Raw genomic sequence first — 25,331 nt, 5'->3', positions numbered from 1 at the left:
AGATAAAATCACGCTTCTTTTATTTTCAAATCTGCAGATTCTAATCTTTACTCTTCAATTGTTTCCTGGGTCTGCATCATCATTTCCCTATGTTTTCCTCCCCATTCATCAAGCTGTTTCCAGATCGGAATCAACTCTCTGGCAATAGCTGTAAGTTCATAATCTACTCTTGGCGGAACTTCAGCATGGACAGTTCTTTTTACCAGACTTTCTTTTTCAAGTTCTCTCAGCTGAAGGGTTAGCATTCTTTCCGTTATTCCTGAAATAGAGTTTCTAAGTTCACTGAAACGTAATTTTCCGTCTTTTAACTTATTTAAAATAATCAGTTTCCAACGTCCTCCGATTTTGCATACTGCATAGCTCAGATCACATCCCTGGATATACTTTTTGTTGATATTATTCGTTGAGTTTTCTTTTATTTTGCCCATTACTTACAAATTTGTTAGTACCATACATTTAGCTGTATACAATGCAAATGTAAGGTTTGAGATTTAATTTTGTTCATCAAAACAGAAAATAACTGCAAGAGGAAGGACAATAGCGCTCATGTTTTTCCGCAGTAACAACAACTTAAATCAAAATAAAAATGCAATTAACGCCTAAGATAAAACAGATTTTAAATCATTTAGAAAGTATACAACCCTTCAATCCTCAGGATTCTTTAGACGGAGCAAGAAAATTTCTTGAAACCATGTCTCTTCAGCTTAGCGGGAAGAAAGAATCAGTAACCATGATTGAAGAGCTGCATATTCCACAGGAAAATCATCAGATTCCTATCCGTATTTACCGTCCTAAAGGAAGAGATGTTCAACAATCACCAGCTATTATTTATATTCATGGAGGATGGTTTATTGCCGGTGGGTATGAGACCCATGATGCTGTAGTCCGCAAGTTGGCTAATAAAACAGGAGCTGTAGTTATTTTTATAGATTACCGTCTTGCTCCCGAACATCCTTTTCCGGCTGGTCTAAATGATTGTATCGATGGTGTAAAATGGGTATTTGAAAATGCAGAATCTTTAGGAATCGATACTGATAAAGTAGGAATCATAGGGGACAGTGCCGGAGCGACTTTATCAACGGCAGTTTCTACTCAGCTGGGAAAACATCTGAAATTTCAGGTATTGATTTATCCTGCAGTAGATAATCAGTTGAATTCAAAAACCTGGGAAACCTATGAAAACGGTCCGGTTCTCAATAAACAGGGTGGGATAGAAGCATGGGCAGGATATCTTCCGGAAGAGGAAAAAGATAATCCTCTGGCAATTCCTGTTTTAATCAGAGATTTTAAAGAGACACCACCTACCTTAATTATTCTGGCAGAACATGATCCTTTACTGGATGATGGGAAACAGCTTTCTGCCAATATGGAAAATGCGGGAGTTAAGGTTAAAACAAGCCTTTACAACGATATGGTTCATGGATTTATGCATATGGGAGAACTACTGGAAGAAGTGCAGTCAGCGGTGAATGAAATGGCTGAGTTTGCCCATCAAAACTTAAAATCCGGCAAATAAGTGTCATGAAAAAATATGCATACATTGGATGTCTGGGATTTATAGCGGTTATTACAACAGAATTTGGGGTGATCGGAATTCTTCCACAGATTGCAGAACATTATAAGATCAGCATAGACAAGGCTGGGTATCTCTTGAGTGCTTTTGCTTTAATTATTGCGCTTACAGGACCTTTTATGACTTTACTGACATCAGGTTTTGACCGTAAGAAAATAATGCTTACTGCGATTTTCATGTTTCTGATTACAGGATTTGTATCTTCTTTTTCACCTCCTTTCTGGCTGCTGATGTTGGTGAGAATTTTACCTGCATTCCTTCAGCCGGTATATATCGCGACTGCATTATCTGTGGCGGTATCTCAGGCAGATGACCGGAAAAAGAATGGATTAATGGGAATTGTTTTTAATGGAGTAGCCATTGCCATGGTAACAACAGTACCGTTTGCCACCTGGATTGCCGGGCTTTGGGCCTTTCAATATTCATTTATGATACAGACTGTGGTGAGTCTGATTGCTCTGATGGTCGTTTATTTTATGCTTCCTCCAATGCCTGTGAAAGAGAAAAAATCTTATGGAAATCAGATCAGAATATTGAAGCAACCTCCATTTGTACTGAGTACACTGACTAATTTTTTCATGATTACTGCGTGGTTTTCTACTTACAGTTATTTTGCAGATTATCTGAACAAAGCCAAGGGAATGGATACTTCAATGATAAGCTATATGCTTATGTTGTTTGGAATTATCGGAGTATTTGCCAATGGAGTTGCCGGAAAAATGCTTAATAAAAATGTGGCAGGTACCACCGCTATTTTTCTTTCCGGAACTATTGTGGTACCTGTTTTTCTCTATTTTTCTGACGGAAACCTATGGGCAACGATTGCTGTTATTGGAATCTGGGGATTCCTTTATTCACCGAGCTTTTTGAATGCATCCACTTATATGATCTCTTCAGCACCGGAGTCACTGGAGTTTGCCAACAGCCTTGCTACCTCATTCGGAAATCTGGGGTGACAGTGGGAACTACCATCGGTGGATGGGTAATCGTTACTAAAGGAGTAGAGTATATTCCCTGGATAGGTCTTGTTTTTGGACTTCTTGCCTTTGCAATGATGATTCTAAAAGGAATCGTAGGGAAGCGCAGACAGGTACTTTCCGCCTGTCAGAATTAAACTGTAATGATTTTTGTTACATTAAATAAAATACAGTATCTTTGTACTATTAATTTGAAATTGATTAAGCTTTTATTTTTGAACCATTAAGATTTAATAAGAGTTTAAGAGTATTAAGATGGGCTTCGCTTTACGATTAAAAATCTGAATGACTCATCTAACTACGCTTTATCTTTTAAATGCTTCTTAACGGTTTTAATAGAGATTGAATATTTTTTGATAAGTTTAAACAGTTTCTTGATTTAAAATTAAAGACAATGAAAATAGAAATCTGGTCGGACGTGATGTGTCCGTTTTGTTATATCGGAAAAAATAATTTTGAACAGGCTTTGAATAAGCTTCCTTTTAAAGATGAAGTAGAAGTAGAGTGGAAGAGTTTTCAACTGGATCCAACTCTAGACCCCAATAAAACTCAGGATACAATACAATATTTCAGGGAGAAAAAAGGAGTTGCTGAGCCTCAGGCTGCTCAGATGCTGGGGCAGGTTACTCAAATGGGAAAAGGAGCCGGAATTGATTTTAATTTCGAAAAGACTCTGATCACCAACACCTTCAGTGCTCACAAGTTGCTTCATTTGGCTAAAAAACACAATAAATCCAATGAAATGGAAGAAGCATTGTTTATTGCCCATTTTATTGACGGTAAAAATGTTGGAGACACAGATGTTTTGATAGCTCTTGCAGAAAGTCTGGGAATTGATAAAGAAGAAGCAATACAGGCCGTTACTACAGATCAACTGAATTATGAAGTCAACCAGGATATTCAGGAGGCGAGAAACAATGGAATTTCCGGAGTTCCTTTCTTCGTTTTGAATGGTAAATATGCCGTTTCCGGCGCGCAGCCTGCAGAGGTATTTGAAAATGCCCTTCAGCAGACGTATAAAGAAACCGTGAGCCCGTTTAAGGATCTTTCCGGTGAAAACGGAGCTTCCTGTGATGCAGACGGATGCAGCATCTAAGATATGAGAACCCCAAAATAGTTTTATTTTGGGGTTTTTAATTAGGTATATAATTGAATATTTATATATTTGAAAGACTTCAATGAAATCCGCTAAGATTTAAGAAAATGAACATTAACATTTTTAGATATACCTCAATTATTTCTTACCTGTTCATTATTTTAACGGGACAAATGATAGGATTACCATTTATTTTTTGGCTTCTATTTACTGCTTTTGATTTCTGGAATATAGAGCAAATTTTTGCTATATTAGGGCTTTTAGGTGCTATACTTAATGTTACAAGATGGAAAAATAAAGTACTCATAACAATTTTAAGTTTTATGATGATGCTTTCACCCATTATGGGCAGGATAGTGCAAACTCCCATAGAAAAGTTTAATTATTTTGCATTCAAGATTCCTTTGTTTCTGTTTATTGTATGTTATTTAATATTTATCGTTCTTAATGCAAAAAAAGGAAAACCTGTTGTATCTTTGTAATACAGTGTCAATAGCTGTATAAATCTGATTTCTCAATGATAAAAATTAACAACGAAAGTCATTATTCAATAGATGATACCCTTTTTGTTTTTGCATTAGATTCCGAAGCAGGAACCGTTTTTGACGATAAAAACAAATTAATTACCGGCATCGGAAAAGTAAATGCAGCGATTGAATTAACCAAAGAAATTCATACAAGAAAACCTAAACTGATCGTGAATTTAGGTTCTGCAGGAAGTAAAGGATTTCACAAAGGAGAAGTGGTATGCTGTACAAAGTTCATCCAGAGAGACATGGACGTAAGAGGATTAGGGTTTCAATTGTATGAAACACCATTATCCGGAGTACCACCTGTATTGGAATACGGTCTTAAAATGGATACTTTGAAAGAGGGAATCTGTGGAAGCGGAGACAGTTTTGAAATGAACCACTCTGAGACAGATTATAATATTGTAGACATGGAAGCCTATCCACTAGCATTGATTGCCCAACAGGAAAACATTCCGTTTTTATGTCTGAAATATATTTCTGACGATGCAGGAAGCGATGCCGCTGATGACTGGAGTGTACAGGTACATCTGGCTTCCGAAGCATTTAAGAAAATTCTTTTTTCATAACATTTATTCTTATCATTATGAGTTCAATTATCATTAATAAAGCCTCGGCTGAAGACGTAGAAATTGTACAAAGTTTAGGAAGACAGACGTTTTCTGAAACTTTTGCAGAAGATAATACGGAAGAGGCCATGAAAAAGTATCTGGAAGAAAGTTTTAATACAGAAAAAATAAAATCAGAGTTGAATAATCCTGACTCATTTTTCTATATTGCCTGGGAAGAAGACAATCCTGTAGGCTATCTGAAAGTCAATTCCGGAGAGGCACAGACCGAACTTCAGGATGATACCGCCCTTGAAATTGAAAGAATCTATGTAAAGAAAAGCCATCACGGTAAAAAAGTGGGCCAGCTTCTTTATAACCAGGCTTTGGAAACAGCTGAGCAGCTTGGTAAATCATACTTATGGCTTGGGGTTTGGGAAAAAAACCTGAGAGCTTTACAATTTTACAGAAAAAATGGATTCATTGAGTTTGATAAGCATATTTTCAGGCTTGGGGAAGAAGAACAGACCGATCTGATGATGAAAAAAGTATTGGATTAATTTTCTGCAAAACAGAAAGATTGTATGTACCCACTGATTACACAGGGTTTCACAGATGATTGTGTAATACAGTCCTTTATACTTTCCAAATACCAAAATGAAGCATTCAGAATTTGTAAAACATATTAATCACTATTATCCTTTATCTGAGGAAACCATTAAAGATTTATTGGATATCTGTACAGAAGAATACTACCACAAAAACGATCTTCTGCTGGAATCCGGTTCTATGACCAGATATTATTACTTTTTAAAGTCAGGACTTATAGGATATTACACAGTAGATGAACAGGGGAATAACATTTACAAAATCTTTTTTGAAGAAAACAGCTTTGTTGCTTCTACAGCTGCTATTATAAAAAATGAACCCAGCGATTTTAATATCGTTGCACTGGAAGACTGCTCAGTAATACAATATCCTGCAAAAGCCTATCGGGGATTGCTTGAAAAACACCATGACCTTGCTCTTTTTAATATGTATTATCTGGAAAAAAACTGGGTAGTTAAAAAAGAACCTCTGGAAGTTTCCCTCAAATACGAAACAGCTAAAAAACGGTATTTGCAGTTGCTTGAAAACACCACTCTTTATAACAGATTAAAACAGCATCACATTGCTTCTTATCTGGGAATTACACCTACACAGCTCAGTCGGATCAAAAAAGAAGTTCAGGGAGATAAATACCATTAAATTTTACCCGTATTTATAATAATCAGTATTAATGATTTATTTCATGTTTCTGGGATATATTTCAATATTATGTTAAATTTACATTATATCACAAGTAAGAGATATAATTAAAATATTAACCAAACATGAAGTTACACCACACGTATTTCTATCATCCTGATTTTGTAGAAAATAATACAGCCGTTATTGAACACTTTGAAAGGCAGGAGATTTCAATGCAAAAAATCCAGAATGCCTTAGGCAGGGCAGAACGTTTTATTGTTCCCGAGAATTCTTTTGAAACTACACTTTCTATGGGAATTGAAGCTGCAAGAGGAGTTCTTAAAGAAAGTAATATTTCAATCCTCGATATAGATATTATTATTTTGTAAGCAGTTCTCCCGAACATCATATTCCCTGTGACGCCATCCAGATCCATCATGCGCTTAACGGAAAACCGAATACCCTATGTTATGATATGAACGCCAACTGTATTGGAGCGTTTATAGCGCTGGATCAGGTATCAAAATATTTAAAAGGAACCCGGTCCGGAACAAAAGCCTTGGTAGTTTGTGCCGAAAAATTTTCAAGGATATTAGATCCTGACAATCCGATTACCGCTTTTTGTCTTTCAGATTCTGCTTTTGCTTTCATCGTAGAAAATGATGGGGACGACACCTCAGGGTTATTAGATGTATTATATCATACAGACAGCAGTTTTTGTAATACCGTACTCTACCCACCTAAAGGAAATTCACGTCATGATCATGGCGATCTGACAACCTGGGATCGTATTTTTGACGGCATGGGAAGTGTTAATTTTGCACTGGAAAATATTCCTCTGTTCTTAAAGCGCAATCAGATAAGCCTTGAGCAGATTGATTTGTTTTTATTTTCACAGTTTTCTATCAGGAATATCAATATGATCCGTGATTACTTTCAGCTGCCGGAGGAAAAAATTCCTTTTTACTCTAAAGAGCTTGGGTATACCGGAGCATCCAGTCCATTTTTAGCTTTAGACCAATATCAAAAAGAAGTAAAATCATTGAAAAAAGGAGATTATATTCTTATATGGACCTTGGGAACAGGTTATCAGGCAGGATTAATGCTTTGGAAATACTGATGATCACCATTTTGCATGGATCCCACGGTATTAAAACAAAATAAAAAGATAAAAGCCTCAACATATGTTGAAGCTTTTATCTTTTTTATGCTACAATTTTGCTCTGTCAAAGATGCATTGGTACACAATATGTTTTAAAAAATACGATACCAGTGATTATCATTAATTAAAATTTATTTCAGCATGAAGAAGCTTATCAACATTGTATTTGTAATGACTGCCTTTGTACAGTCATCCGCACAAAAAATTATTCATCAGGAAGTTTTCAGTCCGAAAATGAATAAGAAAATCAAAACAGTAATTATTACCCCCAATCTTCAGCGTAATACGAAATATCCGTCCGTTTATATTCTTCACGGCTTCAGCGGAAATCCGGACAGGATTATCAAGCAGGATATTCCTGATCTGGTTAAAAAAGCTCAGCAATTGAAAACAATCTATGTGCTTCCGGATGGGAATTACAGTTCCTGGTATGTAGACAGCCCGGTTGTTAAGGATTCGCAATATCAGACTTTTATTGGAAAAGAACTGGTAGAATTTATTGATAAAAACTATCCTGTGAAAGCTGAGAAGAAATTCCGCGGGATTTTAGGATGGAGTATGGGAGGCTATGGAGCTACCAACATCGGGGTTACGTATAACAAGACATTTGGAATCGTTGGAAGTTCATGTGGAGCACTGGACTTCAATTCGTTCGGGGAAGGATATCAGAAATATATGGTGAATAAAGTGCTGGGACCATTGGAGTCTATCAATCCGAATTTCCTTACGGACAACAGAATAAAACTGATGGCCGCAGCAGATCAGCAATATATTTTCGACTGTGGAACGGATGATACCCAAATGATTAATATGAACAGGAATTTTCATAAAAAGCTGACTGAAATGAAGATCCAGCATCTCTACACAGAATCTTTAGGCGGGCACGTTCCGGAATACTGGAGCAGATCATTATCGGAACAGTTGTCTTTGTTTGACAGATTTTTTAAACAATAAACCCTTTTTTAAGTTTCGACTAAAATCCGCTTCTATTGATATAAAAACTAATCAATATTCAATAGGAACGGGCTTTAGCCCGTTTAAATAAATAGATAATAAATCCATTGGCTTTAGCCAAAACTTACTTTATTAACCTTTTAAAAGGGCTAACCAGAAAAAAAACCTTTTCGGGCAATGCCCAAAAAGGTTTTCGACTGATTGAATGTTCAAAAATACCAACTAACCAGGCATTCTATTAAAAATGTTGAAAATTTTTCCCCAGATGTTCCTCAATCACAAAGAACGGATCTTCCGTAAGGGTGTGTGCTCTCATATCAATAAGACTTACTTTGCTCATCATACGAAGCATAATCCTTCTTTCACATGGCTGTTCTACACCATCAATATTTCTTATTCCCGCACGGAAGGCCGATCTTCCATGAGCACATAAGTGATTATTAACAAGAATAACATCACCAGCCTGAGGAGTAAATCCTGAATAAATCAAATGTCGGGCTTCTTCCCAGAATTCATGCAGTGTATGCTGCGCTTCATCAGACTGTCTGATGCTGGAATTGAAAAGTTGTTCAGCAGCATCGAATCTCATGAAAGGAAGGCTATAATTCCCATACAACACAGAATCCAGGGTGTCTTCTTCACTGTTTCCAGTTTCCAGGTTGGCGTCTTTCGGAATTTTATAAATAGGATCAAAAAGTGCTCTGTACTTTTCCCCGATAGACTCATGAGAACGGATGGAATATAGCGTTGAAGGAACCTGCTCTTCGTTTCTCACATACATAAAGCTTAAAAAATCAGCCTGATGTTTCAGAAAAGCGTCTTCCGTATGGACATATAAATCTGTAGAAGATCCTGATCCGGTTTGCGTTTCCTTCATTTTTCATCAGGAATGATGGCATGGATCAATCCGCCGCCTTTACGCTGTGAATAATATTGTACAGGCTTTGAGGGAAGTGCCCCATGAATAAGCGCACACGCAAAACCATATAAATTAAACTTTGAATAATCTGCCGATTGCCAGTTGGGTGGAGTAGAACCTATTTCCTCCTGATCTATATCCATCAATCCTGTAAAAACCAGCGCGCCATACTGATTTTCAGAAAAGTCACTCGCAAAATCAGCTGCTATATTTAGAATCCTTTCCGGAAGAAAATAAGAGGCCAGTTGATGAACATGTTTTATAAAATCACGGTTTTCATAAGTGTCATACTTTTTCTGAAGATGCAATGCCGCATCTTTTATCATTCTTCTTTCCTGAGAGGTGACTTCTATGACCGTAGGAAGCAGTTTTACAGCTGTTAAACAGTCTTTATCTAAAATTTCTGTAGAATTCATTAAAAAAAATTTGGTGTTAAGTAATAATTTTATCTTTGTTTTTAATTATTCTAAATAACAATAGCTAAGTCAAATTTAGTAATAATTATGTAATCACCAAATAAAATATAATAAAAAATGCAAAATTTAAAAACCTGACTATTAGATATATATAACCATATATCAAAAAAAACCACAACAACTCACAGATTAAAAAATCACATTACAAAACTTTTATGAACAACAATTTAATATCCCATGAAGCGCTCACAAGCACAACTTCACCCCACATTTCGGGGAATTTTGGGAATATTTTTCATCCTGACAATTATGATCATTATCGTAATGCTGTCAACAGTACTTTGGACCTGGTTCAGGAATTTCTTCACAGAAACAACAAACCTTTCAGTGGTATAGAAGCCAGAACAATGAAAGGAATGGTACAACAGATTGATCTTAACCAAAAACTATCCAACTATAATGAGCTGCTGGCTGAAGTAGATGAAATCTATGTGAAACATGCCACCGCTTTTCACTTACCACAATATGTAGCGCATCTTAACTGCCCTGTAGTCATTCCGGCATTGGCAGGAGAAATCCTTGTAAGTGCTATCAATTCTTCTCAGGATACTTATGATCAGAGTGCGGGAGGAACCTTTATGGAAAGAAAACTGATCGACTGGACTGCCGGTCAGATCGGATATAATCCGAACGAAAGCGATGGCGTTTTCACAGCAGGAGGATCACAGAGCAACCTAATGGGATTGGTGATGATGCGTGACTGTTTTTCTCAGAAAAGATATAACCACAATATTAAAATGGATGGTCTGCCAGCGGAGGCAAGCCGTTTCAGGATATTTGTTTCCGATAAATCTCACTTCAGCAATCTGAAAAATGCATCCATTATGGGATTAGGTGAGAAAAGTATTGTTAAAGTTCCGACCGATGACCGTTTCCGTATGGATATTTCTCTTTTAAAGAAATACATTAAGAGGGAAGAGCAATTAGGAAATATTCCTATCGGAATCGTAGCGACAGCCGGAACGACAGACTTTGGAAACATTGATCCACTGGATGATATCGCCAATATTGCAGAACATTATAACATCTGGATGCATGTAGATGCCGCTTACGGTTGTGCTTTATTATTAAGCGAAAAATACCGTGATCTTATCAATGGCATTGAAAGAGCCGACTCTGTAACGATTGATTATCACAAATCATTCTTCCAGCCGATCAGCAGCAGTGCTTTTATTGTGAAAAACAAAAAAGAACTGTTGATTCTTAAACACCACGCAGATTATCTGAATCCTAAGGAAATGGATGAAGAAGAAATTCCGGCACAGATCAATAAATCCATTACCCAGAGTACAAGAAGATTTGATGCGTTAAAACTTTGGTTTACCCTAAGAATGATGGGGAAAGAACAATTGGCAGAATATACAGATACCGTGATCGATCTTACCAAAGATGCCGCAGCGATGATCTCTGAAGATGCTGATTTTGAACTCCTTTCAGATTCCGACTTGAGTGTTCTTGTTTTCAGGTATGTAAATCCGGAAATCAGTGATCTGAATGCCTTGAATCAATACATCAAGATGAAATTGTTCTATAGCGGAGAAATCCTTGTAGCCAGTACAAAAGTGGATGGGAACTTCTATCTGAAGTTTACCTTCCTGAACCCGATTACGACTACGGAGGACATTCATCAAATTCTCACCACAATCAAAGCACATGGAAAAGACTTTAATTCAGAAAAATAAAACGGGAGAAAAAGCCCGGGAAATTACTTTCAGAATTCTGTTGAACGGAATGCTGAGAGAACTGGGAAACGGAAAATTCTATCAGGGCGTTCCGAAATATGATCTTCTTACAGCAAAGGCTCTTCAGAACAGTGATTATTCATTGTTTATGAGATTTGAAATGAAAAAAAGCGGACTGTTTTTATTTGCTCCGGTTTCCTATCGTTCCGAAACTCTTTTTCATGAATACGGACCTGTTTTGTGGGCGGTAGATCATCAAAACCAAGAAGTTTTTGAAGTGAATGATCAAAAGCTTACTGAACTGGTTTACAAAGAACTTTCTGAAACTACCAACGAAACGAGTTTTAGAAACTTTGTGGAAAGAATTCAAAGCAGCTTAAGAAATCTGGAACTGACAACAGAAGCCTGCCTGCAGGATGATCAGTTGTTGACCTATTCTTTCCTTGAATCTGAGCAAATGCTTCCCGCAGGCCACAATCTGCATCCTTTCACCAAATCAAGAATGGGATTTTCTGAGGAAGAACAGTTGTTATACGGCCCTGAATTCGGGAAAGGATTTCAGCTGGATTACTTCCTGATCCATAAAGACTGTATTACAGAAAAATCTCTTCCGGGGATTTCAGCAAAAGAAATCTTCGAAAAATGGACTTCTTTACCGGAAAGCTACGATTTTGAAAACATCAATGATTTTTACATCGTTCCATGCCATCCATGGGAGGCACAATATCTTTTATCTACAGAAGAATATCCTGAAATGCTCGGTTCCGGGAAAATCATTCACATCGGGCCATTGGGTGAGGATTTTTATGCAACATCTTCCATAAGAACGGTGTATAATCCAGATTTCAGCTGGATGTTGAAATTTTCTCTGCATGTTTTAATGACAGGATCTGTAAGAACAAACAGCTTAAAAGATCTCAACAGAGGTTATGCTTCCGCTATCTGGTGGCAGCACGAAAAAGCTTCATTTGAAAATGACTTTCCGAATTTTAAATTATTACTGGAACCATCCACGTTAAGCGTTCATTATGAAGGGAAGAATATGGACAGTCTCAATATTCTGCTCCGTGAAAATCCTTTTTCAAATGAAGATAAAGTGATTCTGTTAGCAAGGCTTTGTCAGGATGAATCTACAGACGGATTCAATTTTACGGCGCATTTCTTTAAGAATGTTGCGAATCAACTGGGTGTAGATGCAGAAAAAGCAGCCATTATCTGGTTTGAAAAATACATAAATCTGTTGCTTTCGCCTTTAAACTGGTTGTACAATCAATTGGGAATGGCTCCGGAAGTACATCAGCAGAATCTGCTTGTACAATTGGATAATCAATTGCTTCCTCAATCTATTTATGTGAGAGACGGACAAGGATATCTGATCAAAGAAAGTTTCAAAGGAAAATATGAATCTCTGATTAAAGATTATCCTGAAGTGGAAGACCTTTTCATCAGAGATGAACGTCTTCTGGATATTATTTCACACCATCTCCTGGTAAGTAACCTGAGCGCACTGATTGCTTCAATAGGTAAGACGGGACTTGTTAAAGAAAGAAGATTAATCCATATTCTGTACAGGGAATTTGAAAATCTTCATGAGTCTGAGCCATCATCTTTAACGGATTATGCATTGAATCAAAGATATTGGGCTGTAAAATCAAATCTTCAGTCGGCGGTTGCTGATGTAGATGGAGGTGTAAATGCTTCTTCAATTGCTTATGCTAAAGTTCCGAACCTTCTTCACAAAAACTTCTTCTCGGATCAATTAATAAATCCGCAGGGAACAGAGGTTTTCTTTAAAAGGTACTTCCAGAAAGAAGACGTGACGATGAGTATGCGTCCTATAGATCTTGAAAACGACCTTGAAATGCTTCATGAATGGTTCAACCGTGAACACGCCGTTAAAATCTGGCAGATGAACTGGCCCATTGACGAATTGGAAACCTATTACAGACTGATGCTTCCAGGTGATGAAGCCCATAGCTATATTATTGCCGGAAATGATGAGCCTTCCTGTAATATCGAGATCTATTGGGCATGCAGAGATATTGTAGGCGATTATTACGAAGTATTGCCTACCGACTACGGAACGCACCAGTTTATTGCACCTACCGATCCAAAGAAAAAATTTGTCTCTCCATCCACGCAGTCTATGGTGGATTATGTTTTTGCACAGCCACAGGTAGGAAAAATGGTAGGCGAAGGATCTGTAGACTCGCTTGCGTCTATGATGAATAAAGCCCACGTAGGCTTCAAAGTAGACAAAGTAATTGAAATGCCTCATAAAAAAGCCAATCTGAACTTCTGCTACAGAGAATGGTACTGGGAAAAATTTCCACAGAATAAAGAGGTACAAATCACCACAAACATCACAAAAAATGACTAACGAAGCCGTATACAATGTAATAGGCATAGGTATAGGCCCTTTTAATCTGGGACTTGCCGCATTATCCAATCCGATTCCGGAACTGAAAACCCTTTTCCTGGACCAGAGAGATGGTTTCGACTGGCATCCGGGATTAATGATCGACCATGTAACCCTGCAGACTCCATTTTTATGCGACTGCGTATCCATGGCGGATCCTACGAATCCTTTAAGCCTTTTGAACTATCTGAAGGAAACCGGAAGACTGTATAAGTTTTTTATCAGAGAAGATTTTTTCATTCCGAGAAAAGAGTACAACCGTTACTGCCAATGGGTGATTGAACAGCTTCCGCAATGCCGTTTTTCTACTCAGGTAGTGGATATTACGTATGAAGACGGTTTATATCATGTAACGACTATTCATACCAAAACCAAAGAAACGACTATTTTTAAAACGGAAAGATTGTTTTTAGGAACAGGAACACAACCTCATATTCCTTCTTTCATTCCGAAGGATGATTCCCGTGTTATTCATACCAGTTCTTATCTGTATAGAAAAGAGGAATTGTTATCTCAAGGAAAGAAAATTGCCATTATCGGATCCGGACAGAGTTCAGCAGAAGTTTTTTATGACCTGCTTCAAAACAGGAACGAAGAAACACATCTAGGTTGGTATTCCCGTCCGGACAGATTTTTCCCTATGGAATATTCTAAGCTCACACTGGAACTTACTTCACCTGACTACGTAGATTATTTCTACAACAGAAGTGAATCTGCAAGGAAAACTATTTTAAGCAAACAGCAGGCTCAGTTTAAAGGAATCAATTACGATCTGATCAATGATATCTACGATTTCATCTATGATCTGAATATCGATAATGCGGATCCTAATCTTACAATTATTCCTAACAGCCAGCTGAACAGAGTAGACAACAGCAATCCGGATTTTATCAATCTTGAGTTTACCCAACTGGAACAGGAAATTCCTTATGATCAGGAAGCTGATTATCTGATTCTGGGAACAGGATACCGTTATAACGAACCTGCATTCATAAAGAATATTCAGGATAGAATTAAGAGAGATTCCAGTGGATTGTTTGATGTCAACAGGAATTATTCAATAGACCACAACGGAGGCGAAATCTATGTGCTTCATGCCGAAGTTCATACCCACAGCTATATTTCTACCGATCTGGGAATGGCTGCTTACCGTAATTCCTACATCATCAATGATATTCTGGGAAGAGAGCATTATAAAATTGAAAAGAAAATTGCTTTCCAGGATTTTGATGTCGAAAAATATGCTGACTTACCAACTGCCAAAATTTAACTAAAAATGAACACCAACTTAAAAAATACAATAAGCCAGGAAAACTGGAATCAGGCCAACAGAAACCTAATGGCCAAAACCATCTCAGAACTGATGCACGAAGAGCTTCTGAAACCTGTCGTGACCTTTGAAGATCAGGACGGATATACAGTTTTCAAGCTCGAAACAGGATTTGAAAATATTTCATACAGCTTCTGCGGACAGGAAAGAATGATGGATTACTGGCATATTGATAAACACAGCATTACAAAAACAGAAAACGGTGAAGATTTGTCTTCTGTGGATGTAGCGGCTTTCTTCCTGGAAATGCAGACTGTATTCGATTTAGATCCTTATACCATTGCAAGATACACGGAAGAATTACTGCATACCCTGTATTGTGATGCTTTAATCTTATCAAGAGGAGTGATGTCTTCAAAAGATCTTGCGGATGCAGATTATCAGACCGTAGAGCACAATATGACCGGACATCCATGGGTAATTGTGAATAAAAGCCGGTTAGGTTTTTCTCCAAAAGACCTGAAAACATTTGCCCCTGAAGCCGATGAGAATCTAAAAGTGATCTGGCTGGCTTCCCATAAAAGCAGATCATCATTCCAGGCTTTGGAACATATTGACAGAGATGAGTTTTATCGTTCTGAAATAGGAGACCTGCTGTATAATGATTTTCAGCAGCAACTGATCAGCGAAGGAAAAATTGTTGAAGATTATTATTTTATCCCTGTACATCCATGGCAGTGGGAGCATAAGCTTCAGATACATTTTGCTGGAGATATTGCTTCCGGACTTTTAATACAATTGGGTGAGGGTAGTGACACCTACAGTCCGCAGCAGAGTATCCGTACTTTATTCAATGTAGATCATCCTAAAAAAAGATACCTGAAAACGGCTGTTTCTATTCTGAGCACAGGGAATATCAGAGGATTATCACCCAAGCAGATGAAAATTGCTCCTGCTATTACAGATTGGGTAAAAGGTTTAATAAAAGATGACGCCTATCTGGAAAATAAAGAAACTATTTTCCTGGGAGAAGAAGCTGCTATTACTTATCTGCACCCTCAATACGGAGCTATTGTCAACGTTCCATATCAGTATAATGAATTCCTTGGCGCATTATGGAGAGAAAGTGCTGAGAACTATCTGAAAGAGGATGAACAGATGGTGACGATGGCTTCTTTACTGTACGTAGATGAAAGTGGAGTTCCATTGGTTCAGGCCTTTGCAGAAAAAGCAGGTTTGAGCATTAAAGAATGGATTGAAAGCTATCTTGATGCTTATATTACCCCATTATTACACATTTATTACACGCATTCATTATGTGTAACGCCTCATGGGGAAAATATTATGGTTGTTTTGAAAAATGGGGTTCCGAAGAGAATTGTCATCAAAGACTTTGTGGATGATATTGTACTTACTACAGAAGCCAGAGAAAAACTTCCTGCACACCTTGCAGATGGTTTGATCCAGTCTTCCAACAAAGAAAATATTCCGCTATTTATTTTACTTGGAGTTTTTGATGCCTTCTTCAGATATCTGTCGAATGCTTTGCATACGTATTCCAATTTTAATGAAGAAACATTTTGGGAACTGGTTCATAACTGTGTAGAAAATTATAAAGCTGAGAATACCCATCTTCAGGAACGATACGAAAAGTATGACCTGTATGTACCGGCATTCAAAAGATTCTATATCAACAGTCTGCGTCTTAAAAATAACGGTTACAGTGAAAACAAGGCATTTGCCATTCCGAGAAAAGACGGAGCGCTGCCTAACCCGCTGTATCAGATTGCCAATAAAAATTCAGTAGCAGCAGTATGAGGAAATTCATGCATATACTAAAAGAAGGAGCGGTTTTTACGTATGGAGCCATAGCCGGAAAGAAAGTTGAACTGACTTCCGGAAGTATCAACCGTTCCATCTTTAGTCTTGCCATTCCCATGGTGATGGAACTTGTCATGGAATCTGTTTTTGTGAGTGTCAATCTATTGATTATCGCAAAATTAGGCGACAAGGTTCTTGGGCTTGTGGGAATTACTGATAACTACATCAACTTCGCCTATGCCATCGCAGTAGGTTTGGGAATTGCAGCAGCAACCCTTACCGCCAGAAGAGCGGGTGAAAAAGATAAAGAAGGAATGGGCAGAACAGCCCAATATATCATCTTGCTGGCTCTGTTTTTTGCAGTGCTTATTGGTGGGGTTTCCTGCTTTTTTGCATCAGAAATTGTTGATTTTCTGGGAATCAATGCCAGTACGGTAACGGATGGAATTTCTTTCTCAAGACTGGTCTTCCTGAGTATCGGGCTTGTGATTCTCCGTCTTTCTGTGAATGGACTTTTCAGAGGGGCTGGTGATGCTGATATTGCCATGAAATCACTTTGGATCTGTCATATTTCGAATATCATTTTTGCAGTGATCCTTGTTTTCGGATTAGGATTTATTCCTGCTTTCGGATTGATGGGATTGGCATATGCTACAGTTTTATCAAGAACATTAGGAGTTTTATACCAGGCATTCATATTCGCCACAGGAAAAACCAGCATCAGCATCAGAGTTCCTTTACAGCTTGATCTACCCTTATTGCAAAAGATTCTGAAAATAGCCTTTGGAGGATTGGTTCAGTATATCATCCCAACATCCAGCTGGCTGATTATGGTGAAGATCATCTCTACTTTCGGAACCACAGCACTTGCAGGATATATCATTGCCCAGCGTATTGCTTCCGTGGCTACAATGCCTGCATGGGGAATAGGAAATGCTGCCGGAGTTCTTACTGGCCAGAATTTGGGTGCCGGAGAACCGGAACGTGCTGAAAAAACAGTATGGAGAGCCGGAACCATCAACATGACTTATCTGGTCATTGTAGCCTTATTCTGGCAGATTGCTGCGGAATATGTGGTGAAATTTTTCACTACAGAACCTGAAGTTGCAGGATATGCGGTACAGTACATCCACGTGGTATCAATGGCTTATCTGCTGTTAGGATTCACCATGGTCATCAGCCGTGCCTTGAATGCAGCCGGAAATATCATGCAGGTTACCCTGCTGTATATCGTCATGTTTTATGTGATACAGCTTCCTATGGCTTATCTCTTAGGGGTAAGACTTCATTGGGAACTGAGAGGAATATTTACCGCTATCGTTTCTTCGGAGATTGTTTTAGCTGTGCTATTCCTAATGATTTTTAAAAATGGAAAATGGAAAACTATAAAAATTTAAAATGAACACTACAGAAGAATTTTATGAAATTATCGCCTCTGCCATCGCTATAAAAAAAGAACTGGTAGATGAAAAGCTTACGTATCAGGAAATCCCGGAATGGGATTCTATGTCTCATCTTCTGATCGTAGAAGCCCTTGAACAGTTTTATCAGATCAAGTTTGATTTTAACGATATTCTGGAGATGGGAACCGTCGGAAAGATTCGTGAAAAAATGAAAAAATACGATGTATTCGTAGAAAACTAAGCCTATGAAAATTTTAGAAAATGTAATTGCCAATAAGAACCTGGCGTTTACAGATGCTTCCACCGGTACAACAATACCGGTGGGAACACTGTACCGGTCTTTAGGCTTAAACCCCGTAGAAAAAGGGCTGCTCTTTTTATACAATGACAATCAGCTGCCAAGCATTGAGGTGCTTCTCAATTTTTACGGAACAGCGCACACGATTGCGGTACTGGGACAGAAACTGCATGAAGAATTCAAAGAACGTATTGAGGCAGAATACCGTCCGAAATACATCTTTGACCCACAAAGAGAAGCTATTGAAGGATATACTCTGAAAGCATTCTCAGACAACATCAGCATCTTCGCAAAGGATGATTATAAGAGTGAAGTTACCATTCACCCTGACATCAAAATCCTTTTGAGTACTTCAGGGACAACAGGTGTTCCAAAACTGGTTAAATTATCTGATGAAAGTCTTTATCAGAACGCATTGAGCATCCTTCAGTATATGCCGATTCAGAAAACGGATGTAGTTCCTTTAAACGTTCCGATCAACTTTGTGTACGGATTCTCTATTTTCACCACCAACTGCATGCGTGCCGGAAGAATTGTCTGTACCGATAAAGACATTATGCAGAAAGCATTCTGGGATGAAATGGAGGAGTACGGTTACAGTACTTTGGGTGGAGTTCCCTTTCTTTATGAAAATCTAAACAGAATAGGATTCTTCAGAAAAGATTCTCCAGGTCTGAGGTATTTTACCCATACCGGCGGAGTAATTAACGCTGAATTGAGAAAAACCATTTTCTCTTATTGTCATGAATTTAAAAAAGAATTCTTTGCACAATATGGCCAGACTGAGGCTGGAGGAAGAATGGCTTATCTTACTACAGAAGGATTGCTGGAGGGAGAAACCTCTATCGGAACGCCCGTACACAACGGAAGTTTCAGAATTGATCCTGAAACCGATGAACTTCTCTTTTCACACATCAGTATTTTCGGAGGCTACGCCAATAAGCTGGACGATTTGAAAACGTACGAACAGCCTTCTGTACTGCATACCGGAGATACCGCCAGAAAAGGTGAAAACGGGATGTATTATATCACAGGAAGAATAAAACGTATCATGAAGCTTTTCGGAATACGTCTTAATCTGGATGAGGTAGAATTTATCCTTAAAAATGAAATGCAGGGCAATACTTTCGTATGTCTGAATGCCAATGATAAAAAAATCGTGGTATTGTATGACAATCCGGAAATTGATCCTCAGATCATCACCGAAACCATTAAAAATAAACTGCGTATTAATCCACAATATGTACGCACAGAACGTATAGAATCATTCCCTTTATCACAAAACGGTAAAATAAACTATCCCCTGTTACAAAAATTACAGCATGAAAACATCTAAAACCCTTATATTACTTCTTGGTCTTGCTTTATCTTCCAATTCGCTTTCTGCACAGCAGGGCGACAGAGTTCATGGCAAAATCATGCTGTCTGAAAAAGCACCGGTAAAAAATGCTGTTTTAAGACTTGTCAATACGTCTTATCAGGCAAAAACCAATAATTTAGGAGAATATTACTTTGAAAATGTGCCACCTGGAGAATATACGCTTCAGGTGGTTTTAAATGACATTGAACTGATGAGGGAACCCATCCACATCCAGAAAGATGTCTATGAAATCCCTGCAATCTATGCCCCGTTACACAATAATGTAATTGAGGGAATTACCGTATATGCAGTGAGCAGAAATAAATTTCTGGATAAAGACAGTACTTCAGTGGCCAAAATGCCTTTGAAAGTTCTTGAAAATCCACAGGCTTATACAAGCATCAATCAGCAGATTATGAAGGAACAGCTTACTTATGATATTTCGGAAGTATTGAAAAATGTTCCGGGTATGGTAAAAATGCAGGGAAGTCCGGGAAGAGGCTCGGGAGACGGAAGTTTCTACTACAGCCTTAGAGGTTTCCCTACGAAAGTATCGATGGTAGACGGTGTTCCTGCAACCACCAATGGTGAGATCGATCCTGCAGATATTGAACGTCTTGAAGTCATCAAAGGACCTTCAGGAACGTTGTATGGAGGCGCGGTAACTTCGTTTGGAGGCCTGATTAATGCGGTAACCAAAAAACCGAAAGATTATTTCGGAGGAGAAGCTTCTTATCTGATGGGAAGCTACAACCTGAACCGTGTTACCGCCGATGTTTACGGACCGATTACAGAATCCAGAAATATGTTATTTCGTTTGAATGCAGCCTATCAGTATCAGAATGGTTTCAGGGATTCCGAATTCAGAAAATCATTCTTTGTAGCCCCAACTGTAAGCTACCAGGTTAATGAAAGATTGAAATTTAACCTGGGAGCTCAGATTTATAATTATGAAGGAACCAACACTCCGATTATTTTCCTTCCGAGAACAAGGCAATATTTTGCCCATAATCCTGATGGACTAGGCTTTGACTGGAAAAGATCATATTCCAACAATGATATGACCTTAAAAGCTCCGTCTATTAATGTAAAAGCAGAGGCTAATTACAAAATTTCAGATCAATGGACTTCGCAAACCTTACTTTCAAGAAACTTCAGAAAAACGGAAGGATTATATCAATACCAGTTTATCAGAGGGACAACCAGTGATGCACTGCTGGAACGTAATGTACAGTGGCAGAACTCTGAAGCTTCTTCTACAAGTGTTCAGCAGAACTTCAATGGACAATTTAATATCGGGAAAATTAAAAATAAAGTATTGATCGGATTAGATTATCTGAATCAGACAATCAATAATAACCATTCTCCAATTGTAGTCTTTGATAATGTCAACGGACAAAGCTTAGAGGGATACCCGAATATTTCTAAAGATCTTGCCCTTCAAAAAATCCAGGCATTTACACAGGCAGCCATTCAGGCAGGCAAAACACCTTTAGTGAGAAATAATTCCGCATCAAACCTTTATGGAGCCTATATTTCAAACGTCACTTATATTACGGACCGTTTGATTACGCTTTTAAGCTTGCGTATGGATCATTACGAAAGTAAAGGACAGCTTAATCTGAATGATAACAAACGTACCGGTGATTTCAGCCAGACTGCATGGTCTCCAAAAGTAGGAATTGTATATCAGATCATTAAAGATCAGCTATCTGCCTATGGGAACTATATGAACGGCTTCAGCTATACAGCTCCTGTTACCCAGCAGCTTCCGGACATTAGCGGTGAGATGAAACCTCAGATGGCCAATCAGTGGGAAGTAGGAATCAAGGGAAATCTTTGGAGGAATAAAGTGAATTTCACGGTTGGATACTACGATATCCTTGTCGATAATATCCAGAGAGGAACCGGAGTGATCCGTGACGGAAAAGAATACAATATTGTTGTTCAGGATGGAAAGCAAAGAAGCAAAGGGATTGAAATCGAAACGATCATGAACCCTGTTCAGGGATTAAATATCATGGCTGGATATAGCTATAATCACAGCAGATATGAAAAGGCTGATCCCGCTGTAGATGGGCGCCGTCCGGAATCTGCAGGTCCTGCCAATGTATTCAATTCATGGATCAGTTATATTCTTCCGATCAAAGGACTTCAGGGACTAGGAATTGGTTTCGGGGTAAATCGTGTTGGAAAACAGATTACCGGAAATAAAGTGGTTACCGGACAATTTGTATTTCCTGCCTATACTTTAGTGAATGCTTCCATTTCTCTTGAAAAAGAAAGATACAGATTAGGGTTTAAAATGAACAACCTGGGGAATGCACAATATTTTGCAGGGCAGGGAGTGGTAGTCGCTCAGATGCCTCGTAATTTTGTTGCTGAGGTAAGCTTTAAATTTTAAGAATGAAGCTGAAATTCAGAAAAATTGCCTATCAGTTACATCTATGGCTCGGACTAACGTCCGGGCTTATAGTTGTTATCATGGCCGCTACAGGATGTATCCTGACTTTTGAAGAAGAATTAAAACATATTGTTCACCCCAACAGATATTACGTTGAAAATATCGGAAGAAAAAAACTTTCACTGTCTGAACTTACGGAAAAAGCAGAAAAAGCACTTCCCGAAGGTTTAAAGGTCAAAAGAGTTGTTATGCCTTCTGATCCCTTACGAACGTATGTATTCCGTACCTTAAAAATGGATGACGAAGCATGGACGTATTGGGGAACTTATCTTTATTATTACCGGATCTATGTAGATCCTTATACCGGAAAAATACAGGAAGTGGAAGACGCCAAAAAGGATTTCTTTGAAATTGTACTGGATCTTCACCGAAGACTTCTATTGGGTGAGAAAATTGGGAAAACGATTACCGGTTATTCCACATTGATATTTGCTTTGATTCTTCTATCAGGGCTTGTGATATGGTATCCCCGAAAAATGAGTAAAGCCATGCTGAAAGGAATGTTTTTCATTAAAATATCGGCCAACTGGAAAAGAATCAATTATGACGCTCATAATGTCTTAGGATTCTATGCCATCATTCCTTTACTTTTAATATCTTATTCTGCATTGATATGGAGCTTTGAAGATGTAGATAAATGGGTAAAGAATACACTGAACGGAAACATTCCAACAGAAAAGAAAGCCAAAAGTACAATTCCTTCCGAAGAATTTTCAAACCGAAAAAACATTCTCAATCTCATTGGAAATACCATGGAAAAAGGGATGAAAGACAAAAAATCAGCACTTGTCAATTTTCCGAGATCGGAAGAAGGAACTTATTATGCAGAGTTGACCTATGACGCAAGACAATACAGGAATGAACAGTTTAATTTTGATCAGTATTCAGGAGAAGTTTTAAAATCTCAATCTTATAAAAACAAAAATACTGGATATGGAACCGCATTAAGGGAAAGAAATTACGATCTTCACACCGGAAGTATTCTGGGAATGACCACCAGAATTATTTATTTTCTGGCAGCTATTATTGCAACTTCACTTCCCATCACCGGTTTTATCATCTACTTAAACAGAAAAAAGAAGCAACCGAAGCATAAGAAAAACAAAATAATTTTTCCTTCTCATCATTAATAAAGAGAAGAGGTTATCTCAAAAGTCAAATGACGTGGTTTTTGTGGCTTTGTCATTCTGACGAAGGAAGAATCTCATTATAATTTAACTAAGAGATTCTTCACTACATTTCATTTCGTTCAGAATGACACTTTGACGTAGCCTCTTCACTTTTACTATTCAAAGCAAGAATATACAGTATCAATTTTATCGCATATAAAATCCTCGCGCCTTAAAACACATTGTTTTGGTCATTATTTGCGCCTTCGCGTTCAAAAATAAGATAATCTTTTTTTTGGAAAGTCGCAAAGGCGCAAGTTTTTTAATATTAATGCATTTTTAAGACGCAAGAAAATCAAAGATTTTCAGTAAGTGAAGCCGTAATTTATTCAATCGGCGAGAGATCTCATCACTCAATCAATCCCTTCACATTTTTTGAAAACACCTCAATTCCTTTATTCATCTCTTCAACATTCAGATCTCCGAAACCTAAACGAATAGCCGTAAGCCCTTTATTCTGATATAACAATGTTTTAGGAATAAAAAGATTGTCCTTCGCACAATTTCTACTCAGCTGCATCAGGTTCAGCGGAATATTCCATTCCAGCCATATAGCCAGTCCACCGGAGGGTTTTTCAAAAGAGATAAACTCACCCAGATTCTCTTCCAGCAATCCGGAAAAATAATCACGCCTTTCCTGATAAACTTTCAAAGATTTCTTCAGATAACGGTTGATTTCTCCTTCTGCAATCATTTCTCCAAGTGCTCTTTCCATCAGAATATCGCCTTGACGGTCTATAATTCCCAGGTATTTACGCATTTCTGTCATCAGATTCTCAGGAGCCACAATAAATCCTGTCCTGAATCCCGGTGCCAGAGATTTCCCGAAAGAACCGATATAGATCACCATTCCGTTGGTATCAGCACTGGCAAGAGGAAGAATGGGACTTTTATCGTAATGAAATTCATAATCATAATCATCTTCCAGGATGATAAATCCGTATTCATTGGCAAGCTCCAGCAGTTCAAAACGTCTTTGAGCACTCAATGCAACTGTAGTAGGATAGTGGTGGTGCGGTGTCAGATAAAGCATCCGGATTTTCTGCTTTTTACAGGCTTCCCGTACGCTTTCTACTATAATTCCTTCTTCATCAATCGGAATTGAAACAATGTCAACACCAGCTTTCATAAATATCATATTGACTGAAAAGTAGCTCAAAGCTCCCACCAATACTGTGTCACCTTTGGAAAGAAGAATCTCAGAAACAATATAAATACTCATTTCCGTGCTTCTGGTAATGAGAAGATTGTTCTTAGAAATAGGAAGTCCACGGGAAAGATTCAGGTATTGGGATAAATGTTCTTTAAAAAATTCACTTCCGTCATGATTATAATGTCCAAACGCTTTTTGGTTAGATTTACGTTTTAAAATAGAACTGTAAAATCTTGAATGCTGCCCTATCTGCGTCAAACGAATATCCGGAACCCCATCATTAAAGATATATTCACAATTGGAATGCTCGAAAGGATTATCTAAAATATTGGACGTTTTAAATGAAAAACCAGTCGAAACAGGGTAGTTCTGAAGGTTATTTTGCTTAAAATCATTCAATTTAACAGGTTTTTCCTGATCTTTTCCAATCACAAAAGTTCCTTTGTTGGGAAAACTCTCCGTCCAGCCCTGGGCTGATAATTCATCATATACTGCAACGGCCGTATTTCTATGGATTTCCAGCATTTCACTGAAAGTTCTTGTTCCCGGAAGCTTCGTTCCAAAAGGTAGGAATCCTCTCTGAATCGCGTTGATCAGCTGATTGGCAATCTGCAGATAGATAGAAGTTTCTGATTTTCTATCAATTTTTATAAAACTTTCATAAGGAATCTTAACCGGACTATCCATAATATCAAAACTGGCACAGTGTAACCATCCGGCAATATACTACTTTTGACATCAAAATAAAAATCTATGGAATTTCATCATCTGTTAAAAAAATTGTACAGGAAGGAAGTACCCACGCCAAATGGCTGAACACGCTTTCA

At 38.0% G+C, this 25,331-nt stretch carries 22 protein-coding genes and 1 pseudogene; 19 read left to right on the top strand and 4 right to left on the bottom strand.

Translation table 11 applies throughout. The annotated features are described in order from the left end of the window. Window positions 1-47: 47 nt before the first annotated feature. Window positions 48-428 (bottom strand): helix-turn-helix domain-containing protein, encoded by a 381-nt coding sequence (locus tag KBP46_RS03185; protein ID WP_216444611.1) that lies wholly within the window; start codon window positions 426-428, stop codon window positions 48-50. Between the two features lie 158 nt (window positions 429-586). Between KBP46_RS03185 and KBP46_RS03180 the strand changes: the two genes are divergently transcribed. From KBP46_RS03180 to KBP46_RS03140, 10 genes and pseudogenes are all read left to right on the top strand, one after another. Further along, window positions 587-1,516, top strand: coding sequence for an alpha/beta hydrolase (locus KBP46_RS03180; RefSeq protein ID WP_216444610.1), 930 nt, complete (start codon window positions 587-589; stop codon window positions 1,514-1,516). 5 nt (window positions 1,517-1,521) lie between these two features. Continuing rightward, the gene (locus tag KBP46_RS03175; protein WP_253297180.1) at window positions 1,522-2,529 is read left to right on the top strand and encodes an MFS transporter; all 1,008 of its coding nucleotides are present in this window, start codon (window positions 1,522-1,524) and stop codon (window positions 2,527-2,529) included. A 2-nt stretch (window positions 2,530-2,531) separates the two neighbouring features. Continuing rightward, complete coding sequence (locus tag KBP46_RS23460) at window positions 2,532-2,687, top strand: hypothetical protein (RefSeq protein WP_253297179.1); 156 nt, start codon at window positions 2,532-2,534, stop codon at window positions 2,685-2,687. A gap of 257 nt (window positions 2,688-2,944) precedes the next feature. Continuing rightward, a complete protein-coding gene (locus tag KBP46_RS03170) occupies window positions 2,945-3,646 on the top strand; it encodes a DsbA family oxidoreductase (protein WP_216444609.1) in 702 nt (233 codons plus the stop codon). Window positions 3,647-3,753: 107 nt separating this feature from the next. Continuing rightward, window positions 3,754-4,128, top strand: coding sequence for a hypothetical protein (locus tag KBP46_RS03165; protein ID WP_216444608.1), 375 nt, complete (start codon window positions 3,754-3,756; stop codon window positions 4,126-4,128). Window positions 4,129-4,163: 35 nt separating this feature from the next. Then, on the top strand, window positions 4,164-4,745 hold the full coding sequence (locus KBP46_RS03160) for a nucleosidase (RefSeq protein ID WP_120231116.1): 582 nt from the start codon (window positions 4,164-4,166) through the stop codon (window positions 4,743-4,745). Window positions 4,746-4,762: 17 nt separating this feature from the next. Further along, entirely contained in the window at window positions 4,763-5,284 is a 522-nt protein-coding gene (locus KBP46_RS03155; protein WP_216444607.1) for a GNAT family N-acetyltransferase, read from the top strand. A gap of 97 nt (window positions 5,285-5,381) precedes the next feature. After that, on the top strand, window positions 5,382-5,972 hold the full coding sequence (locus KBP46_RS03150; protein WP_216444606.1) for a Crp/Fnr family transcriptional regulator: 591 nt from the start codon (window positions 5,382-5,384) through the stop codon (window positions 5,970-5,972). A 125-nt stretch (window positions 5,973-6,097) separates the two neighbouring features. Next, window positions 6,098-7,074: pseudogene (locus KBP46_RS03145) on the top strand (3-oxoacyl-ACP synthase III family protein). A 183-nt stretch (window positions 7,075-7,257) separates the two neighbouring features. Then, the gene (locus tag KBP46_RS03140; RefSeq protein WP_216444605.1) at window positions 7,258-8,070 is read left to right on the top strand and encodes an alpha/beta hydrolase family protein; all 813 of its coding nucleotides are present in this window, start codon (window positions 7,258-7,260) and stop codon (window positions 8,068-8,070) included. 238 nt (window positions 8,071-8,308) lie between these two features. On the opposite strand, the gene KBP46_RS23450 is transcribed toward KBP46_RS03140, so the two are convergent. Beyond that, window positions 8,309-8,947: a TauD/TfdA family dioxygenase gene (locus tag KBP46_RS23450; RefSeq protein WP_253297176.1), complete on the bottom strand. Its 639-nt coding sequence runs from the start codon at window positions 8,945-8,947 to the stop codon at window positions 8,309-8,311. Continuing rightward, window positions 8,944-9,405 (bottom strand): hypothetical protein, encoded by a 462-nt coding sequence (locus KBP46_RS23445; RefSeq protein ID WP_253297175.1) that lies wholly within the window; start codon window positions 9,403-9,405, stop codon window positions 8,944-8,946. Before KBP46_RS23445 ends, KBP46_RS23450 begins: the two co-directional genes overlap by 4 nt. A gap of 215 nt (window positions 9,406-9,620) precedes the next feature. On the opposite strand from KBP46_RS23445, the gene KBP46_RS03130 reads away from it, so the two are divergent. Genes KBP46_RS03130 through KBP46_RS03090 form a run of 9 tightly spaced genes read left to right on the top strand, consistent with a single transcriptional unit; the run spans window position 9,621 to window position 23,312 of the window. Further along, window positions 9,621-11,147: an aspartate aminotransferase family protein gene (locus KBP46_RS03130; RefSeq protein ID WP_216444604.1), complete on the top strand. Its 1,527-nt coding sequence runs from the start codon at window positions 9,621-9,623 to the stop codon at window positions 11,145-11,147. Continuing rightward, the gene (locus tag KBP46_RS03125; protein WP_216444603.1) at window positions 11,119-13,527 is read left to right on the top strand and encodes a GNAT family N-acetyltransferase; all 2,409 of its coding nucleotides are present in this window, start codon (window positions 11,119-11,121) and stop codon (window positions 13,525-13,527) included. The genes KBP46_RS03130 and KBP46_RS03125 overlap by 29 nt, the downstream gene beginning before the upstream one ends. After that, window positions 13,520-14,836: a lysine N(6)-hydroxylase/L-ornithine N(5)-oxygenase family protein gene (locus tag KBP46_RS03120; RefSeq protein WP_216444602.1), complete on the top strand. Its 1,317-nt coding sequence runs from the start codon at window positions 13,520-13,522 to the stop codon at window positions 14,834-14,836. Before KBP46_RS03125 ends, KBP46_RS03120 begins: the two co-directional genes overlap by 8 nt. Before the next feature lie 6 nt (window positions 14,837-14,842). Continuing rightward, on the top strand, window positions 14,843-16,654 hold the full coding sequence (locus KBP46_RS03115) for an IucA/IucC family siderophore biosynthesis protein (RefSeq protein ID WP_216444601.1): 1,812 nt from the start codon (window positions 14,843-14,845) through the stop codon (window positions 16,652-16,654). Between the two features lie 8 nt (window positions 16,655-16,662). Then, window positions 16,663-18,054, top strand: coding sequence for an MATE family efflux transporter (locus KBP46_RS03110; RefSeq protein ID WP_253297174.1), 1,392 nt, complete (start codon window positions 16,663-16,665; stop codon window positions 18,052-18,054). Between the two features lies 1 nt (window position 18,055). Further along, window positions 18,056-18,301 carry an acyl carrier protein gene (locus KBP46_RS03105; RefSeq protein WP_002979498.1) on the top strand — a complete coding sequence of 82 codons (246 nt, stop codon included), beginning with the start codon at window positions 18,056-18,058 and terminating at the stop codon, window positions 18,299-18,301. A gap of 4 nt (window positions 18,302-18,305) precedes the next feature. After that, complete coding sequence (locus KBP46_RS03100) at window positions 18,306-19,694, top strand: AMP-binding protein (protein ID WP_216444599.1); 1,389 nt, start codon at window positions 18,306-18,308, stop codon at window positions 19,692-19,694. Continuing rightward, window positions 19,681-22,122: a TonB-dependent receptor gene (locus KBP46_RS03095; protein ID WP_216444598.1), complete on the top strand. Its 2,442-nt coding sequence runs from the start codon at window positions 19,681-19,683 to the stop codon at window positions 22,120-22,122. The genes KBP46_RS03100 and KBP46_RS03095 overlap by 14 nt, the downstream gene beginning before the upstream one ends. Window positions 22,123-22,124: 2 nt before the next feature. Next, window positions 22,125-23,312, top strand: coding sequence for a PepSY domain-containing protein (locus KBP46_RS03090; protein WP_216444597.1), 1,188 nt, complete (start codon window positions 22,125-22,127; stop codon window positions 23,310-23,312). 388 nt (window positions 23,313-23,700) lie between these two features. On the opposite strand, the gene KBP46_RS03085 is transcribed toward KBP46_RS03090, so the two are convergent. Continuing rightward, entirely contained in the window at window positions 23,701-25,191 is a 1,491-nt protein-coding gene (locus tag KBP46_RS03085; RefSeq protein WP_216444596.1) for a PLP-dependent aminotransferase family protein, read from the bottom strand. Window positions 25,192-25,331: the final 140 nt, after the last annotated feature.

The sequence above is a fragment of the Chryseobacterium sp. PCH239 genome, assembly GCF_018924625.1.
Taxonomy (GTDB): Bacteria; Bacteroidota; Bacteroidia; order Flavobacteriales; family Weeksellaceae; genus Chryseobacterium; species Chryseobacterium cucumeris.
Note: the sequence above shows the minus strand (reverse complement) of the source record. Positions and strands in the feature narration are given on the sequence as shown.

Excerpts from the sequence above, each read along its gene's own strand:
- KBP46_RS03185 (WP_216444611.1), bottom strand. The coding sequence starts at position 428 with ATGGGCAAAATAAAAGAAAACTCAACGAATAATATCAACAAAAAGTAT.
- KBP46_RS03180 (WP_216444610.1), top strand. The coding sequence starts at position 587 with ATGCAATTAACGCCTAAGATAAAACAGATTTTAAATCATTTAGAAAGT.
- KBP46_RS03175 (WP_253297180.1), top strand. The coding sequence starts at position 1,522 with ATGAAAAAATATGCATACATTGGATGTCTGGGATTTATAGCGGTTATT.
- KBP46_RS03170 (WP_216444609.1), top strand. The coding sequence starts at position 2,945 with ATGAAAATAGAAATCTGGTCGGACGTGATGTGTCCGTTTTGTTATATC.
- KBP46_RS03165 (WP_216444608.1), top strand. The coding sequence starts at position 3,754 with ATGAACATTAACATTTTTAGATATACCTCAATTATTTCTTACCTGTTC.
- KBP46_RS03160 (WP_120231116.1), top strand. The coding sequence starts at position 4,164 with ATGATAAAAATTAACAACGAAAGTCATTATTCAATAGATGATACCCTT.
- KBP46_RS03155 (WP_216444607.1), top strand. The coding sequence starts at position 4,763 with ATGAGTTCAATTATCATTAATAAAGCCTCGGCTGAAGACGTAGAAATT.
- KBP46_RS03150 (WP_216444606.1), top strand. The coding sequence starts at position 5,382 with ATGAAGCATTCAGAATTTGTAAAACATATTAATCACTATTATCCTTTA.
- KBP46_RS03140 (WP_216444605.1), top strand. The coding sequence starts at position 7,258 with ATGAAGAAGCTTATCAACATTGTATTTGTAATGACTGCCTTTGTACAG.
- KBP46_RS23450 (WP_253297176.1), bottom strand. The coding sequence starts at position 8,947 with ATGAAGGAAACGCAAACCGGATCAGGATCTTCTACAGATTTATATGTC.
- KBP46_RS23445 (WP_253297175.1), bottom strand. The coding sequence starts at position 9,405 with ATGAATTCTACAGAAATTTTAGATAAAGACTGTTTAACAGCTGTAAAA.
- KBP46_RS03130 (WP_216444604.1), top strand. The coding sequence starts at position 9,621 with ATGAACAACAATTTAATATCCCATGAAGCGCTCACAAGCACAACTTCA.
- KBP46_RS03125 (WP_216444603.1), top strand. The coding sequence starts at position 11,119 with ATGGAAAAGACTTTAATTCAGAAAAATAAAACGGGAGAAAAAGCCCGG.
- KBP46_RS03120 (WP_216444602.1), top strand. The coding sequence starts at position 13,520 with ATGACTAACGAAGCCGTATACAATGTAATAGGCATAGGTATAGGCCCT.
- KBP46_RS03115 (WP_216444601.1), top strand. The coding sequence starts at position 14,843 with ATGAACACCAACTTAAAAAATACAATAAGCCAGGAAAACTGGAATCAG.
- KBP46_RS03110 (WP_253297174.1), top strand. The coding sequence starts at position 16,663 with ATGCATATACTAAAAGAAGGAGCGGTTTTTACGTATGGAGCCATAGCC.
- KBP46_RS03105 (WP_002979498.1), top strand. The coding sequence starts at position 18,056 with ATGAACACTACAGAAGAATTTTATGAAATTATCGCCTCTGCCATCGCT.
- KBP46_RS03100 (WP_216444599.1), top strand. The coding sequence starts at position 18,306 with ATGAAAATTTTAGAAAATGTAATTGCCAATAAGAACCTGGCGTTTACA.
- KBP46_RS03095 (WP_216444598.1), top strand. The coding sequence starts at position 19,681 with ATGAAAACATCTAAAACCCTTATATTACTTCTTGGTCTTGCTTTATCT.
- KBP46_RS03090 (WP_216444597.1), top strand. The coding sequence starts at position 22,125 with ATGAAGCTGAAATTCAGAAAAATTGCCTATCAGTTACATCTATGGCTC.
- KBP46_RS03085 (WP_216444596.1), bottom strand. The coding sequence starts at position 25,191 with ATGGATAGTCCGGTTAAGATTCCTTATGAAAGTTTTATAAAAATTGAT.